This window comes from Peribacillus sp. SRI_006 (genome assembly GCF_057586375.1).
Genome location: NZ_JBYCZT010000009.1, coordinates 81,867 through 96,705, shown reverse-complemented (window position 1 = coordinate 96,705; position 14,839 = coordinate 81,867). Strand labels below are relative to the sequence as shown.

Here is a 14,839-nt window from a genome sequence, read left to right as displayed (position 1 = left end):
GCAAGCTATGGCAAATAGACTATGTCTATATTATTTCCTCTTCAAATCACTATATATTTCCAGCATACTATTAACTATAAAAAAATTGGAGGGAGGTGCAGAAATGGAAGAAAAGAAAGTTACGAACGTGGTTAGAACTATTTTATGATTTGTTGTTTGTGGCGACGGTTGCGGTCGCAAATCATGTTTTACTTCATGTTGAAGATGGTCATATCCATATAGAGTATTTAGTGAAATTTGTCTTAATTTTCATTCCGATCTGGTGGGCTAGGGTGAGGTAAACCATCTTTGTTAACCGTTTCGGAAAAGATTTATTTTATTAACGAATCTTTTTGATCCTGCAAATGTTTTTGTCCTAATAATGACATCAAGCTTGTCAGCTGATTTTGATCCTTATTATCTTTCTTTTTTAATAGGTTATATTGGGTTAAGGGCCGTGACTGCGATCCAATATCTTATTGTCCAGCGGATAGAAGCAGGAGTTCGTAAGCAAGGAGCACTCTTTCTAGGAAGATATTTTTGGATTGGAATCGTTATTTCATTATTATCCCACTGCTTGGAAGAAAGTGTTTAGAAAAGGTTTCAATAATACAGCCCACTTGTTAGAGAGATTTGGTCTATTTTCCATTATTCTCTTTGGGGAAGCTCTTATAAGCACTCTTGCGATGATTCAACCTAAACAAGGAAATTGGGATTCAATAAGCTTTGCGATCAATTCATTTATCCTCATGATTTCGATGTGGTGGCAATATTTCGATAACATGGAGAAGGAACTCAACAAGTCTAGACAAACTTCCGGTCAAATTATTATTTACGGTCATCTGTTGATTTTAATGTCATTGAGTATGGTTGCACATCCATTAGACTATTATTTTACATGGGGTCCAATATTCTTTTATCCTATATTTTATTTTTGGATATGTATTGCTCTATTTTCGTCAACTACAATTATTTTTCATCAATACATGCTTGAACAACACCGTTTGAAAATTTATCATTTTGCTTGTTTTTAGGGATTTACCAGTCTTTTTTGTTATTAATTTGATTGTAGTAGTACCAAATATTATGATAATAGGACAATTAACCCTGTTTTTTATCATCTATGCTAAATTAACAACTACATAAATAAAAGCATCAAATAAACCAGTATCAATCTATAGTGCTGGTTTATTTGTATATTTTGTATTACTTCCATTTGATATTGAATCAGTTTATCCATAAGTTGATTGAAATAAAAATGGGTATTGTTAATAATTTCCACGCTTCTTTTTTTAATAAAATTAAAGATCCAATATTTATAGACAATAAAAAAATTTGGACAAAGGAAAAAACACCCATAAAGTCGCATATACAATTATCGACAAAGTGGCGATGCTTTTTTAAGGTTAGTGTCTAACCAGAAATAAAAAGAGGAGTGAAAATAAAATGAGTAAAAAAACGATGGGTATTCACCACATTACTGCAATTGTTGGTCATCCTCAAGAGAATGTTGATTTCTATGCAGGTGTATTAGGTTTACGTTTAGTGAAAAAAACTGTCAATTTTGATGACCCAGGTACCTACCATCTTTATTTTGGTAATGAGGGTGGAAAACCAGGAACAATCATGACATTTTTTCCATGGGCAGGAGCTAGTCAAGGGAAAATTGGTGATGGTCAAGTAGGCGTTACAACGTATGTTGTACCAAAAGGAGCTATGAAGTTCTGGGAAAAAAGACTGGAATCCTTCAATATTCCTTTTACCGTAAGGGAGCGCTTTAGCGAGGAATACTTGGAATTTGATGACCCACATGGGCTACACTTGGAAATTGTTGAAAGGGAAGAAGGGGAAGTAAATGCATGGACCTTTGGCGGGGTAACACCTGAGGTAGCTATTAAAGGCTTTGGCGGTGCTACTTTATTATCGACCCATCCTGACAAAACGGCTGTATTGTTAGAAAATATATTGGGACTAGAATTAATCGGCAAGGATGGCGACTTTGCACGTTACCGTTCTTCAGCAGAAATTGGCAATGTTATTGACTTAAAATTAACGACAATAGGACGCGGGACAATGGGTGCTGGAACCGTACACCACATTGCATGGCGGGCAAAGGATGATCAAGACCAATTGGAATGGAAAAAATATGTTGAGGAAAACGGATATGGGGTAACTCCTGTACGAGATCGAAATTATTTTAATGCGATTTACTTTAAAGAACACGGGGAAATTCTCTTTGAGATTGCAACAGATCCTCCAGGATTTGCTCACGATGAACCTGAAGCGACGATGGGAGAAAAATTAATGTTGCCAGAGCAGTATGAACAGTCTAGAGGGAAGATTAAACAAAGTTTATTACCATTTGAGGTAAGAGAATTAGAGTTGTGAGCTGGTTAACTGGTACAAATTAAGCAAAGCTAGGTGAGATTTTTCCATAGAGAGACCTAATTAATTTCTTGATCAAATTAATGAAGAGAATGGGAATGGTGAGGTTGCAAAAAACAACAGGGATCCATAATATAACAGCAATGGTGAACGATGCCCAAAGAAGTATTGATTTTTATGCTGGCATACTGGGGTTAAGACTTGTAAAAAAGACGATAAACTTTGATCGTCCAGAAGTCTATCATCTTTATTTTGGAAATGAAACTGGTCAACCTGGATCTGTTATAACTTTTTTTCCGTGGTCAAAGCAGTTAAAAGGCCGAATTGGAACAGGACAGGTTGGAGTAACCAGTTTTATAATCCCGAATCAATCGATTAAATTTTGGGAAAATCGTTTAGGGAAATTTAGAATCAGGTTTATTCAATCAGTACGTTTTGGAGAAAAATATTTACAATTTCAAGATCCAGATGGTCTCGAAATTGAATTAGTGGAACGAAATGAAGGGCCAAAAAATACTTGGAGTTTTGGGGAAGTCGATTCAGAGGTTGCAATTAAAGGGTTTGGTGGAGCTATATTAATTTCAACTCAGCCTAATAAAACTGCAAATGTGCTTGAAAACGTATTAGGGCTCGAATGTCTTGGGCAAGAAGCGAGCTTCCTTAGGTTTAAATCGGATGGTCAGTTTGGAAATACAATTGATATTAAGCTAACTCCTTCGGTTCGCGGGTTAAAAGGGGCTGGAACTGTTCACCATATCGCATGGAGGGCAAAGGATGACCAAGATCTATTGAGATGGAGAACACTTCTTCAAGATAAGGAGTATTATCCGACTGAGATTCGTGATCGAAACTACTTCAAAGCTGTGTATTTCCATGAACAAGGCGGTATCCTTTTTGAAATAGCGACAGATCCGCCAGGCTTTTCCGTTGATGAAGCTGTCGCTGAGCTTGGAAGTAAACTGATGTTGCCATCCTGGCTGGAGCCAAACCGAGAAGAATTAGAAGAAGCCTTACCTAATGTGGAAGTTCGCGTTCTGGAGGGAGATCAATCATGAAACATATATTTAATAAGGGTAAAGATTCAACGAAACCAACGTTATTATTACTACATGGTACTGGTGGAAATGAATTAGATTTATTACCTATAGCGGGAAGAATTGATGACGAGGCTTCAGTGCTAAGTGTCCGCGGAAATGTATTGGAAAATGGAATGCCTCGATTCTTTCGGAGATTAGCTGAAGGTGTATTCGATGAGGAAGATCTGATTTTCCGTACAAAAGAATTATATGAGTTTCTTGATGATTCTGCTGCAAAGTATAATTTTGATCGAGAAAACATGATTGCCATTGGATACTCAAATGGAGCTAATATAGCTGCTAGTTTATTATTTCACTATCAAAATGCATTAAAGGGAGCCAGTCTCCATCACCCGATGGTACCGAGAAAAGGAATTGTTCTTCCTGATTTGTCAGGAAAATCAGTATTTATTGCTGCCGGTAAAAATGATCCTATATGTTCGCCGATGGAATCTACTGAACTTCAATCCTTATTTGAAAAGGCTAATGCAAAAGTTGAAATTCATTGGGAAAATAGGGGGCATCAATTGACTGTTGATGAAGTTGAAGCTGCGGCTCACTGGTATCGTAGGGTCTTTTAAACTTTAGATATACAAATTAATTTTTTTGTAAATAACTTAAAATTCGCAGAGTGAAATCGGATAAATAAGCCTTGATGTTTTAGGAAGGGCTGTGATTCCTAATTCCAACTTAATTGGAGATACCCCAATTGGAGTTGCTTAGAAATCTTTAATTCGATTTTTCAGTTTAGTTTTTTCAATATTTTTAAATAATTTACACACCTTGGTTTAAATAAACTGAATCTAATAATATTAGTTGATTTGATATTTTTTGAATAATTTTACAATTTCGATAGTAGGGAATATAATAATCCTATAAACATTTTGCAAAATATGTTAAATGTTTTGGAGTGAAGAGTTTTTTTTAGAGAAGCAAGAATATAGGTTTAATTCATGGGAGGAAATTTATATGGCAAAATTTACTGTAGGTAATGAAAATCATGCTCCAATTGAACTTTATTATGAGGACCAGGGTTCAGGGAAACCTGTTGTCTTAATACATGGTTGGCCTTTAAGTGGACGCTCTTGGGAATATCAGGTGCCAGCTCTTATTGAAGCGGGTTACAGAGTCATAACATATGATCGTCGAGGATTCGGAAAGTCATCCCAGCCATGGGAAGGATATGAATATGAAACATTTGCTTCCGATTTACATAAACTGTTAGAACATTTAGATCTTCAAAATGTCACACTTGTTGGTTTTTCTATGGGTGGAGGTGAGGTAGCTCGATACATTAGTACGTATGGAACAGATCGTATTGAAAAGGCTGTTTTTGCTGGAGCAGTTCCTCCTTATTTATACAAATCAGAGGATAATCCTGAAGGAGCATTAGATGATGCAACAATTGAAGAATTCAAAAGTGGCGTGATAAATGACCGCCTTGCATTTCTTGACAAATTTACGAAGGGATTTTTCGCGGCGGGTAATCAAACAGATTTAGTTAGTGAGCCATTCCGTTTATATAATCGGGATATTGCAGCCAGTGCCTCACCTAAGGGTACGCTCGATTGTATAACGGCCTTTAGTAAGACAGATTTTAGAAAGGACTTGGAAAAGTTCAATATACCTACTCTTATTATTCACGGTGACTCTGATGCAACTGTACCTTTTGAGTTAAGTGGAAAACGTACATATGATTCCATTCCTGGTAGTAAGCTCGCTCTAATAAAGGGTGGTCCGCATGGATTAAACGCAACTCATCCAAAAGAATTTAATGAAGCGTTACTAACATTTTTAAAAGATTAATAAAGTAATGACGATCCTATTTCAAATGAGAAGGAGGAGCAGTCTTTCTTTTTATAAGGTTGTAGGAAAACTCTTAATATGAGGCGGAAGTAGAGTGTTGCTTACTTTTAGTATAAATCACTCGTAGCCATTATTATTACACTGATATAGGGATTGATTGGATAATTCTACACTTTTCAATACTCTTTTTGTTAACTGCAATTGCATTTTTGGGGTTCTGCAATAAAAAAGTTAGCTGTGATATATACAGTATTATAGCTATTAGCAGATCTAGGGCACCCCGAGATGTACTTGACCTTAATTGTTATAAATGTATTTCTAAAGGAAAAAGACAGTCTAATACCTTCCTAGTTAATAGAAGAAACTCGTCAAAAAAGGAGCCTTTGCCCAAAGTGGTAAAGGCTTACTTTATATTTATTTCTCTTTTCCGTCCTTGCATCGAGACCGTACTTTAACTGAAAGAGTGAATGACTTTTTCTTCTTTCAGTCTCTCTATCAACTGTTTATCAATTCTATCTCTACTTTGAATTATTCGATTTGTTTTAAAGTTATATTTATGTGAATGTTTATTTAATTATTTTATTTGAACTAACAGCTACTCCTATAAGAGTTAATAGAATCTTCGATATTCAAATGCATACTTGTAGGAAATTTATACTTTGTATAAAACCCTACAGCCGTTCCCCATACTAATATAGTCCAGGCATATCCTTTTCATAATTCATCATATTTTGACGAATATCTTCTAACAGTTAATAAATTTTGCCTAATATAGTTACTGAGTTAATTAATTTATTCTCGTAACTATAACCAATGAAGGGGAAACAGTATTGGATTGTTTTAGGGGTTCAGGATGAACAGGGCAGGATACTATAAATCTAAATCGGAACTTTATTGGTTCAAATTAGACAATGATTACTTTATTGAAGCTTCGAATGCTTTACATAAAGTTACGACAAGTTACATGATGTTGTTGCTGTTTGAAACCTTCTGAAGCCATCGAATTACCACCTCTTGTGACAATTACGAGGACGGACTGCGGGAATGCAGCCAGTCAAACTTGTATTAACCGGGTGGGATTTTCTGTGGTCCTCTCAGGTCTGATGCTTGTCCTTATTTCATCTGATGATTGACAAAAGGTGGATTTTATTACAAATTGGCTGTCAGGGAACATATGGGGTGCAGACCTGCTATTCTCATCCCCTTTACACTGTACAAAGCGACCCGGCTGAATCTTTTTGGGTTGAGTGAACCTATGCCAATAGGCAATAGGCAAGGGGTATCAGTTGAAAAAAAGGGCGATCCTGTTGCTGACATCGGTTTCGCTTGCAGCAGCAGCTGTCTTTGCCACAGGAGGCAGCGCCTTCGTCGGGCTCAGGGTCCGCACTTTGCAAAAGCTCTGGTCGGACCTCGAAATCAGCTCTTCCTGCCGGTAGCGATTCTGATTCGCGCCTGGCTGCTGCTTGTGGCAGATACCATCGGAAGAAACATACTTGAACCTAAAGACATACCTGCGGGAATTATGATCGCTTTAATAGGGGCTCCTTATTTTACGTATTTGTTAATGAAGAGTAGGAGAAAAAGCATAATTTTTGTAAAAGCTGAAGATGTCTTCAGCTTTTTTTGTTTGCCGTATCATCTTCAAATCTCTGGCGCAGCGCAAATTGGAACATAATATAAGCCCGAACTGCGAAATATAACGATACATGCACTTACACGAATCCTACTTAAGCATGATTGACTTGGTTTTTTGATTTGATATAGTTTTAGGATGCTAAAGTGAGAAGATAAGATCAGACTAAAAAAATAGCCTTCTGCGAAAGGGGGTGCCTCCTTTGAAAAGCATACAAAGCCGTTTATTGATCATGCTGCTGATTTTCATCGTTCTACCCTATTTCCTGTCCGTTTTTTTCATCTACACTTACACAAAAAACAGTGTGGAGCAGTATGAACTTGAAAACAGCCGGGAGCAGCTTCAGAAGAATGCGGATGAACTGGAGCAGTATTTTGACGACATGATTGATTTTCCATATATTCTGTACCGCAACCCTGATCTGTTTCGGATTTTTAAAAACGGCTTCGAAGACTCCATTTATTTCAACCCTATGACCATGGAAAAGAGTCTCGAAACCTTTTATCTAATGAGAAACGAATTCCGGCAAATCCGTTTCTATATTGCTAAAAACAATGAGTCATTTACTGTCTATAATGCAATGATCAGCACACACAGGTATCAGCCGGATTTTCTGAACCAGGACCCGATCAAACAGCTGTATACATCTGACTCACAATATTTGATTGAGCCGCCCCACCCTCTTGAGAATTACAATAATGCAGCCATTGTTCCAAAATCGGACAAAACGATGGTGATGACTTTTCACCACAAAATTATTGACGTTCTTTCTAAAAAGTTTCTTGGGATGATTACAATCGACATTGATTTGGGCGAATACGCCCGCATTTGCAATAACCTTGTCCAGGGAGACGCATCTTCAGTTTTGCTTATTGATTCAAAAGATCGTGTCATGTATGCAAATGATCGTGCCCTGATTGGAAAACCTCTTCCTGCCGAAGAAAAGCAACGTCTTGACGGGAATAGGAGCCGGCATGATGACGATATTCTCTTATCAAAAGAGTTATCAGGGTCACTGAACGGCTGGAAATTGATTAAGGTCATGTCGAGTCAGGCTTTATATGAAGATGTCAGGAAAACTGCCTATACCAATATCCTTGTCGGCATCGGCGTAGGAATACTGGGTTTGCTGATGATAGGCATTATCTCAAATAGGATTACCCGTCCCATTACGAGGCTGAGCAGCAAAGTCCGCTCCATTGAAGGCGGAAATATGAATGTCCCTTTTGATGATACCAGAAGTGATGAAATTGGCCATTTGGAGTCCCACATGAAGGACATGATGAACCGGATCAATTCCCACATTGACCGTGAATATAAGCTTGAAATTGAAAACAGGAAGAACCAGTTCAGGGCGTTAAAATCACAGGTTAATCCTCATTTTTTGTTTAACGCTTTACAATCCATCGGCGCTGTTGCCCTCAGGTCGAATGCACCAAAGGTCTATCAATTGCTGACTTCGCTATCCAAAATGATGCGCTATTCAATGCAGGCAGATCAATGGGTACGGGTTCGGGATGAAGCTGAGTATACAAAAGCGTACCTCTCCCTTCAAACAGAGCGTTTTGGTGAAAATGTAAGTTATTCGGTCAATATCGATGAGTCCATTTTGGACATGACTATTCCAAGTATGATTCTGCAGCCCCTGGCAGAGAATTTCTTTAAACACACGTATGAGGAAGGGTACAGCAACGCTCATTTGACCATTAACGGGGAAAAACAAGGAAACGATCTGTGCTTTACTGTTGAGAATGATGGTCCGGGTCTGAGGGAAGAAGAGCTTCAGACACTACGGGAACATATCTATACACCCCCTTACGAAGGGACTTATTCGCATGAACATATAGGCCTGAAGAATATTCGTGACAGGCTGCTTCTAGGGTATGGACCAAGTGCAGAAATGAAAGTAGATTCGAATGACGGACTGGGGTTTTCCGTCAGCATGAGGATCCCGATAAAGAGCCCCTTGGGAATGATAAAGACTTACTTCAGGAAAGGAGATGAACACGGTGAAAGCACTGATTGTCGATGATGAATTCAATGTGCGGGACGTCATACGCCATTTAGGCCAGTGGGAAACTCATGGCATCACCAAGCTATTGGAAGCCAAAAATGGCCATGAGGCAAAATCACTGATTGAAAAAGAACGCCCGGAGATTATCTTTACAGACGTGAAAATGCCCGGTATGGGCGGAATCGAACTGATTGAGTGGCTGGATTCCATTTCCTATCCTGGGAAAGTTATTTTCATTACTGGTTATAACGATTATTCCTATATGCGCAAAGCCATTCAGCACAGCAGCTTTGATTACCTGCTGAAGCCGATTGAGTATGAGGCGTTCAATCATACACTGGAAAAATCGGTACAAGCCTGGAAGGATGACTTTGAACATGCTGAAGTGCTGGAAGATGTGAAAAAACTGCGGAGAAACCAGTTAGCCACTGCGATATGTCTGGGGGACCGTTCAGATTCAAGCAGCCTTGCTGAGTTTCTTCCTGAATCGGAGGGCTATATGCTGACGCTGCTCTCCTTTTACCAGATGCACAATCCGGATCTCTATATCCAAAAGCTTTCAGATGAGCTTACGGACCGCAAATTAGGAAATGCGTTTTCCCTGCAGACGGATCTTAACCTCTGCCTTGTTATCACCATTCGCGATCAATGGCTCTCCGTTGAGGAATGGATCAGCCAGGAGTTCGATATTCCGGTAAGGCTTGTAACTGAAGAGCAGGTCGAAACTTTATCGGATATCAGGACCTCGTTTCAGGCTCTGCAGAAAAAGCTCGAGGAACAAAACTTCCGATCCATCCACCGTCTGGATGAAATAGATGCCGCTCGCCGTATGGAAGACATGGTTTCCTATGTTGACATGTATTATATGGAGGATTTGAGTCTGGAAAAGCTGTCGAATGTTTTCTTTTTAAGCCGCGAGCATATCTCAAGAAAGTATAAGCAAGAAACCGGAATGACCCTGTCCAAATACATCACGGAGCTTAGAATCAGCCAAGCAAAGTCGTGGCTGAAACAAAAAGACAAAAGCATTTATTCCATCTCTACCATGCTTGGCTATCAAGATGAAATTTACTTTTCAAAGCTATTTAAAAAGGTCGTCGGCATGACGCCTTTTGAGTTCAGGAACAAGAACGAGCAACATGAATCTAAAGGGGTGACATGATGAAAAACAGGTTTTTATCCCTTTTGTTAATCGGAGCCGTCAGCCTGCCTCTTTCTGCATGTCAGGATGAAGCCCCACCAGAAAAAACAGAAAAGACAGAGCGGAAAATCACGCTGGATTTAAGGAATCCGAAAGTGGAAATCTCCACTCAATTTGAAGAAATGACGCGTGCTTATGAACGGGAAAATCCTCACGTCAATATCAGGGTACATACTGTTGGAGGGGCAATGGATGACCTCGCCGACCTAAAAGCCGAAATGGCGACCGGCACTGGTCCGGATATCTTTACAAACAGCGGCTATGAAAATGCCAAGCTGTGGCGGAACTATCTGGAGGATCTTTCAGGGGAGCCCTGGATTAATCAAGCATACAAAGAATCCCTGACGCCAGTCACATTGGACGGGAAAATTTACGGAATGCCGGTTAACCTTGAAGGGTATGGCTTTATCTATAATAAGGATCTATTTAAACAAGCCGGCATTACTGACCAGCCCGCCACTCTTTCTGAATTGACAGCAGCTGCCGAAAAGCTGCAGAATGCAGGCATTACTCCCTTTGCAACAGGCTATTATGAAGACTGGAAATTGGGAGACCATCTAATGAATGTTGCTTTTGCCCAGCAAAAGGATACTGATGCTTTTATAAGAAATTTAAATAACGGAACGGAAAAAATCAGTACCAATCAAACATTTAAGGATCTCCTTTCCCTGCTGGATCTCACCATAAAGTACGGAAACGATAATCCACTGTCTACGGACTATACAATGGAAGTGAATCTGTTTACCTCCGGAAAAGCAGCCATCATTCAGCAAGGCAACTGGATTCAGCCGATGATCGATCAAGCTTCGCCTGACATGAACATCGGTTTTATGCCGATTCCGATTAATGACCGACCTTTAAAGGAAGCCCTTGTCGTCAGCGTTCCAAATTATTGGGCCGTAAATAAACAGTCCATTCCTGAAAAGAAAAAAGAAGCCAAGAAATTTTTAAATTGGATGGTGTTGTCAGAACAAGGAAAACGGTTCATGACGGAAGAATTCAAATTCATTCCTGCGTTTAAGAACATTAAAACTGATGATATAGGGACGCTCGCAGAAGAAACACTTCGAAATTACAAAGATGGGAACACCGTCCCATCTAACTGGTTTCACTTCCCTGTTGAAATTAGGGAAGAATTCGGAGCCGCGACTCAGCTCTATGTCGGGAAACAGCTGAACCGCAATCAGCTGCTCAATGAATATCAGAAGTCCTGGGAGAGGTTTTCGAAGGAATAGCCTCTTGCCGGGGCTTTTTTTGCCTTTTACAACTGCGATATCAATATACGACTAAATTCCAATCAATATGTGGCATACCTCTCTTTTCAGGAATCGCCTATAATTCTATTGTACTAGCAAACACATAAAACGAGGAGGAAGATTTATGAACTTTAGCAGGCTTGCCAAACAGGCAACAGCAGGAATACTCAGTACTGGCATTCTATTAAGCGGTACTGTCACCCAATCATTTGCAGCTCCAAAGAATCCGGCGGATTACAAAGAAACGTACGATACTTCACAAATCACTCGATCAGCTATGAAAGATATGATTAATCAGCACGGTGATACTAGATATGCCGTTCCTAGGTTTGACGTATCCACAATTAAAAACATCCCTTCTGCCAAAAAAGTAACGGAATCAGGCGAAACGATTGATTTAGATGTGTGGGATACATGGCCATTGCAAAACGCTGATGGAACTGTTGCAGAGTACAAAGGATATCATATCGTTTTTGGATTAGCAGGCGATCCTAAAAACGCGAGTGATACGTTCATCTACATATTCTACAAAAAAGTGGGCGACAACTCCCTTGATGCTTGGAAGAATGCTGGAAGAGTTTTTGATGACAATGATAAAAACGTTCCAAATGATCCTTACCTAAAAGAGCAAGCCGAAGAGTGGTCAGGTTCTGCAACCTTCACTGAGGACGGGGAAGTTCGCTTATTCTATACAAACCGTGAACCGTATAAACCTGAGTCAGGGAATTATGGGAAACAAACCTTGACAACCGCTCAAGTAAACCTTTCAGAGTTAGATTCTGAAACATTAAAAGTGGATGGTGTTGAGGATTACAAATCCATCTATGAAGGCAAAGACAGCAAGTACTACCAAACTGTTGATAAATTTGTAGAGGACGGAAATTCCGCTGATAATCATACCTTCAGAGACCCTCACTATGTAGAAGACAACGGCCGCAAATACCTTGTGTTTGAAGCAAATACGGGTACAGAATATGGCTACCAAGGCGAAGAATCGCTATACAATAGAGCTTATTATGGCAACAGCAATAAATTCTTCCAGGGTGAGAAAAACAAACTTTTGCAAAGCCCTAAAAAAGAGTTAGCTGAACTTGCCAACGGTGCAATTGGAATTATTGAAGTAAACGACGATTATACATTGAAAAAAGAAATGAAGCCATTGATTGTTTCAAATACGGTCACAGATGAAATCGAACGTCCAAACATCTTTAAAAAGGACGGCAAGTGGTATTTATTCACAAGTTCAAGAGGATCGAAAATGACCATTGATGGAATCGATAATCAAGATATTTACATGTTAGGCTACACGTCAAATTCCTTAACTGGCCCATATAAACCATTAAATAAAACGGGCATCGTCCTGCATCAGGATCTAGATCCATATGACATCACTTGGAACTATGCACACTATGCGATCCCGCAGGCTGGCAGTGATAATGTTGTAGTGACAAGCTACATGACAAACAGAGGTTATTTTGAAGACAATAAATCTACCTTTGCCCCAAGCTTCCAGCTTAACATTAAAGGGAAACAAACATCGGTAGTAAAAGACAGTATTCTTGAACAAGGCCAGATTACGGTTAAGTAGTTACCCAATGAAAAGAAAAAGAAAATGTCAGGAAAACTTGGCATTTTCTTTTTTCTATTTTAAAAGAGAAAAGTGGTGAGTTTAGGTGAACAAAAAGAAATATAAGATGGTTGGATTATTCTTTCTTGGATTATGGATGGTTATTTGCACAGGAATTTTGATTCATTCATTTTATAAAACAAAAGAAGCTAATCCGCCAAATAAGGTAGAAAAGCACTCATACCGGGCTGCCTATCATTTTACTTCTCCTGATCATTGGAAAAACGATCCACAGAAGCCCCTTTACTATGAAGGAAATTATCATTATTTTTACCTTTATAATGGAGATTATCCGGATGGCAATGGTACAGAATGGCGACATGCCACCTCTAAAGATTTGATTCACTGGAAGGATGAAGGAATTGCCATTCCAAAATATACGAATCAAAATGGGGATCCATGGACAGGGTCAGTCGTGTTTGACAAGGAAAATACAGCTGGGTTTGGAAAAGGGGCTTTTGTGGCGATTGTAACACAACCATCTAAGGATGGCCAGAAACAAGAACAATTTCTATGGTACAGTACGGACAAAGGAAATACGTTTACCTCTTACAGTGACGAGCCTATTATGAAAAATCCAGGAACGAAGGATTTTAGAGATCCAAAAATCATCTGGGATAACACGAATCAAAAATGGGTCATGACCATGGCCGAAGGATCGAAAATAGGTTTTTATGAGTCTTATAACCTGAAAGATTGGCGCTATACGAGCAGTTTTTCCACTATGAACATTGGAGTTTTAGAGTGCCCTGACCTTTACCAGATCCGCGCTGAAGACGGGACAGTAAAGTGGGTGCTGGGCGTCAGTGCAAACGGAAAAGAAGCAGGGAAACCCAACACCTATGCATACTGGACAGGAACGTTTAATGGAATGGAATTTCTTCCAGATAACAATGAACCGCAATGGCTAGACTACGGTTTCGATTGGTATGGCGGAGTAACGTTTGAAGATGGCAAGGCAAGTGACAAATTAGACAAACGCTATGCCCTCGCTTGGATGAATAACTGGGCCTACGCCAACAATACTCCGACATTAAAAGAAGGGTTTAACGGAATGGATTCGATCGTCCGTCAAATTGAACTAAAGCGTGAAGGGGAGAATAAGTATTATCTTTCTTCACAGCCTTCAGAAGCATTAAAAGAATTGACAAGCTCAACGAATTCTTTTAATAAAATCGAAGTGGATGGCTCGGAAACACTTGATTTTAAAGGAGATGCCTATCAAATAGAGGCGGATCTCACATGGTCGGATTTTAAGAATGCAGGATTTAGGCTCAGGGAGTCAGATGATCAAAAACGCCACGTTGACGTAGGCATCTCTGCAGAAGGAAATTACTCTTATGTCAATCGGGTATTCACAGATCAACCTGACGAAACGAATCTGTTGGTTGAAAGTACTGCACCATTTGATGTCAGTAAGAAGAAGGTACATTTAAAGATTCTCGTCGATAAAACGAGTATTGAAGTTTTTGTGGATGATGGAAAGGTTGCTTATTCAAACTTAATATTCCCTCATGCCGAAGATAAGGGAATTACTCTCTTCTCCGAGGGCGGCAAAGCGATCTTTAAGAATATGAAGGTTACACATTTTGATCCGATTAATTGAATCTCATCTTGGCAGATACCTTTCATATGAGTGCACATACATTCTTTTATAAGAAATAACTCTTCAAATATGAAAATTCACTAAAAGGGGCCCCACCAACATTTAGCAATTTCGACATAAAAAAGCCCGATTTCTATAAGCTAATACTGTCTTATATGTACTGAAACTTATCTTTGTCATATTAACTGATCATATATAAAGGTATGAGTTATTGAACATAAACAGATGAGGAAAATCCTCATAAATCCTTCAGCTA

12 protein-coding genes and 1 pseudogene are annotated in these 14,839 nt (G+C 39.2%); all 13 read left to right on the top strand.

Annotated elements, in window-relative coordinates:
- Positions 1-95: 95 nt before the first annotated feature.
- The 13 genes and pseudogenes from AC2YHV_RS14525 (at position 96) to AC2YHV_RS14465 (ending at position 14,583) form a co-directional block, all read left to right on the top strand.
- Positions 96-281 (top strand): low temperature requirement protein A, encoded by a 186-nt coding sequence (locus AC2YHV_RS14525; RefSeq protein ID WP_487373480.1) that lies wholly within the window; start codon positions 96-98, stop codon positions 279-281.
- 243 nt (positions 282-524) lie between these two features.
- On the top strand, positions 525-1,013 hold the full coding sequence (locus tag AC2YHV_RS14520) for a low temperature requirement protein A (RefSeq protein WP_487373479.1): 489 nt from the start codon (positions 525-527) through the stop codon (positions 1,011-1,013).
- A gap of 412 nt (positions 1,014-1,425) precedes the next feature.
- Positions 1,426-2,367, top strand: a complete 942-nt coding sequence (locus AC2YHV_RS14515; protein ID WP_487373478.1) for a ring-cleaving dioxygenase — start codon at positions 1,426-1,428, stop codon at positions 2,365-2,367.
- 95 nt (positions 2,368-2,462) lie between these two features.
- The gene (locus AC2YHV_RS14510; RefSeq protein WP_487373477.1) at positions 2,463-3,419 is read left to right on the top strand and encodes a ring-cleaving dioxygenase; all 957 of its coding nucleotides are present in this window, start codon (positions 2,463-2,465) and stop codon (positions 3,417-3,419) included.
- Positions 3,416-4,021 carry an alpha/beta hydrolase gene (locus AC2YHV_RS14505; RefSeq protein ID WP_063576003.1) on the top strand — a complete coding sequence of 202 codons (606 nt, stop codon included), beginning with the start codon at positions 3,416-3,418 and terminating at the stop codon, positions 4,019-4,021. The genes AC2YHV_RS14510 and AC2YHV_RS14505 overlap by 4 nt, the downstream gene beginning before the upstream one ends.
- 388 nt (positions 4,022-4,409) lie before the next feature.
- On the top strand, positions 4,410-5,246 hold the full coding sequence (locus AC2YHV_RS14500) for an alpha/beta fold hydrolase (protein ID WP_054395612.1): 837 nt from the start codon (positions 4,410-4,412) through the stop codon (positions 5,244-5,246).
- Between the two features lie 853 nt (positions 5,247-6,099).
- A complete protein-coding gene (locus tag AC2YHV_RS14495) occupies positions 6,100-6,240 on the top strand; it encodes a hypothetical protein (RefSeq protein WP_487373476.1) in 141 nt (46 codons plus the stop codon).
- A 38-nt stretch (positions 6,241-6,278) separates the two neighbouring features.
- Positions 6,279-6,816, top strand: a pseudogene (locus AC2YHV_RS14490) (FecCD family ABC transporter permease); the annotation flags it as partial.
- A gap of 265 nt (positions 6,817-7,081) precedes the next feature.
- Positions 7,082-8,911, top strand: coding sequence for a cache domain-containing sensor histidine kinase (locus AC2YHV_RS14485; protein ID WP_487373475.1), 1,830 nt, complete (start codon positions 7,082-7,084; stop codon positions 8,909-8,911).
- Positions 8,889-10,055 (top strand): response regulator transcription factor, encoded by a 1,167-nt coding sequence (locus AC2YHV_RS14480; protein ID WP_063576006.1) that lies wholly within the window; start codon positions 8,889-8,891, stop codon positions 10,053-10,055. The genes AC2YHV_RS14485 and AC2YHV_RS14480 overlap by 23 nt, the downstream gene beginning before the upstream one ends.
- Positions 10,055-11,329, top strand: coding sequence for an ABC transporter substrate-binding protein (locus AC2YHV_RS14475; protein ID WP_487373474.1), 1,275 nt, complete (start codon positions 10,055-10,057; stop codon positions 11,327-11,329). The genes AC2YHV_RS14480 and AC2YHV_RS14475 overlap by 1 nt, the downstream gene beginning before the upstream one ends.
- A 145-nt stretch (positions 11,330-11,474) precedes the next feature.
- Complete coding sequence (locus tag AC2YHV_RS14470; RefSeq protein WP_487373473.1) at positions 11,475-12,938, top strand: glycoside hydrolase family 68 protein; 1,464 nt, start codon at positions 11,475-11,477, stop codon at positions 12,936-12,938.
- 106 nt (positions 12,939-13,044) lie between these two features.
- A complete protein-coding gene (locus AC2YHV_RS14465; protein WP_487373545.1) occupies positions 13,045-14,583 on the top strand; it encodes a glycoside hydrolase family 32 protein in 1,539 nt (512 codons plus the stop codon).
- The last annotated feature ends 256 nt before the right edge of the window (positions 14,584-14,839 follow it).

Coding starts and splice junctions, on each gene's coding strand:
- AC2YHV_RS14500 (WP_054395612.1), top strand. CDS start 4,410: ATGGCAAAATTTACTGTAGGTAATGAAAATCATGCTCCAATTGAACTT.
- AC2YHV_RS14515 (WP_487373478.1), top strand. CDS start 1,426: ATGAGTAAAAAAACGATGGGTATTCACCACATTACTGCAATTGTTGGT.
- AC2YHV_RS14465 (WP_487373545.1), top strand. CDS start 13,045: ATGGTTGGATTATTCTTTCTTGGATTATGGATGGTTATTTGCACAGGA.
- AC2YHV_RS14510 (WP_487373477.1), top strand. CDS start 2,463: ATGGTGAGGTTGCAAAAAACAACAGGGATCCATAATATAACAGCAATG.
- AC2YHV_RS14475 (WP_487373474.1), top strand. CDS start 10,055: ATGAAAAACAGGTTTTTATCCCTTTTGTTAATCGGAGCCGTCAGCCTG.
- AC2YHV_RS14495 (WP_487373476.1), top strand. CDS start 6,100: ATGAACAGGGCAGGATACTATAAATCTAAATCGGAACTTTATTGGTTC.
- AC2YHV_RS14505 (WP_063576003.1), top strand. CDS start 3,416: ATGAAACATATATTTAATAAGGGTAAAGATTCAACGAAACCAACGTTA.
- AC2YHV_RS14470 (WP_487373473.1), top strand. CDS start 11,475: ATGAACTTTAGCAGGCTTGCCAAACAGGCAACAGCAGGAATACTCAGT.